This window comes from Longitalea luteola (genome assembly GCF_017356035.1).
Lineage (GTDB): Bacteria > Bacteroidota > Bacteroidia > Chitinophagales > Chitinophagaceae > Niastella > Niastella luteola.
In genome coordinates this window covers 1-1810 of the sequence record NZ_JAFIQX010000032.1, presented here as the reverse complement: position 1 = coordinate 1810, position 1810 = coordinate 1, and the positions used below count along the sequence as shown (strand labels likewise).

Genomic DNA, 1810 nt, shown 5'->3' with positions numbered 1-1810 from the left:
GTATCCCTACGAGCAAGTACATGTTGCATTTAAACGAAGATCTATCGAAGGTTACTTTTTGTAATGATGTGGTAAAAGCTGCTTTACTCTGTTTACAGGATGCTGAGGTATTGTTTGCAATACTTCCTTTAGCCAGGAGTATGGTTCTATATTATGCATTTTACAGGTGCCCAACAAGCTATATAACATGCCGCTCCGTTTTGCAGCTTCGTGAGAGCCGGCAAAGAGATAATTTTTTCTACCGAGGGCCACGGGACGTATACTGTTTTCCACTGGGTTGTTATCGATTTTCAATCGACCATCAGTAATATATATAGATAGCTTATCCCACCGCTCGATGCTATACGCCAGCGCTTTGCCAATGGCGCTTTTAGGCAGTACCTGTACATATTGCTGTTGCATCCATAACCCCAGCGCCTTAAGTATGGGTGCAGCTTTTGCACACCGAACAACTTTCAGTTCTTCAAAGTTTAGATTAGACTCTTTGCTGACACGCTCAATGGTATAGAGTTTTTGTATCTCTTCCAGAGCATAGGCAGCACGCGCAGAATCGTTGTCCAATGCTTCATTGAACATACGCCTTGCATGAGCCATGCAATGAATAAGCGTGATGTTTTTCTGATTATAAAAAACATCATACGCTGCATAGCCATCTGTTTGCAGGTAGCCAGTAAAATTTTCAAGTATCCCCAACGGACCTTCACGCCCCCGGCCTTCCTGATAATCAAAAAAGACGATTTTATTAAGACTGTTATGATAAACCCAATAATAACCTCTGTGAGTTTGGCCCTTTTTATCCTTATCGAGTACTTTCATAGGAGTCTCATCCACATGCAGATACTGACTTTGAAGCACCTCTGCTTTCAGCGCTTCAAATAAGGGCGTAATCAGATCGCAGGTTCCACTTACCATATCTGTAAGTGTAGAGTATGCCAGCTTAACACCTGATCTTTCAAAACGCTGCATCTGACGATGCAATGGCAGGTGATCAACATATTTATCTATTACCACCTGAGCCAGCAAACCTTCTCCAGCCATGGCTTTTTCAATTGGACGGCAAGGAAGCTCACCTATAAGTACGCCAGTATTGCCGGGTTTTGCATATTTAATGCGCCTGTATTGTTTTACGTACAATTCCCCAGGCTGATATTCCAGCACTTCGGTAATTTCTTCTCCCATCTTTTTGCAGCCTGTTATATCTTCCTTTGGCTCAATAATAATTTCTTCGCGTCGTAAGGTTTCAGGCAGTTTCATTCTGCCAGGGTGTTGAACCGGCTTGTCTGTAGATACCGTATTACGTGTATAGCTGATTTTTTGGGTATTGGTTATTGTACGGTTGCCAACCGGATCTGTTTGTATATCCAGTGACAATTGAAGGTCATTTGAGTGGGGTGGGACAAAGCGCTCATGGCGAGCGCCGAAGATCATCTTCTGCAGTTGTTGTAATTGCTGTTCAAGAACAACTATTCGCAACTGAGATTGTTCATATAGCGTTTTGTAATCTGGTGGTGTAGCGCTTTGCATAGCTGAGTAAACCTAAGTTCGTGCTTCCTTATGCGCTATGCAACTATAGTTATTCACTTTTTGTCGTTTTGTGTTGATATCTTTTGCGATACCTGACTGTTTTTAATGATACGCCCTGCAATATAAAATGCAATTGATTAGAGGTGAGTTGCATACTTTTGGCATCCAGATCAAAATCCGGCACTTCAAAAGCTCCTTTCTCCAGTCGTCTGTAAAATATTGTAAATCCGCCCTGCTCATATATGAGCAGCTTCAAATGAGTTCGTGGCTTATTAATAAAAATAAA

At 41.9% G+C, this 1810-nt stretch carries 2 protein-coding genes; both read right to left on the bottom strand.

Features of this window, described 5'->3' with window-relative positions; all coding sequences use genetic code 11:
• Positions 1-51: 51 nt before the first annotated feature.
• The gene (tnpC, locus tag JUB15_RS28285) at positions 52-1524 is read right to left on the bottom strand and encodes an IS66 family transposase (protein ID WP_207516117.1); all 1473 of its coding nucleotides are present in this window, start codon (positions 1522-1524) and stop codon (positions 52-54) included.
• 49 nt (positions 1525-1573) lie between these two features.
• Positions 1574-1810: IS66 family insertion sequence element accessory protein TnpB (gene tnpB / locus JUB15_RS28280; protein WP_207516116.1), on the bottom strand; the 237-nt coding region annotated here is incomplete at its 5' end.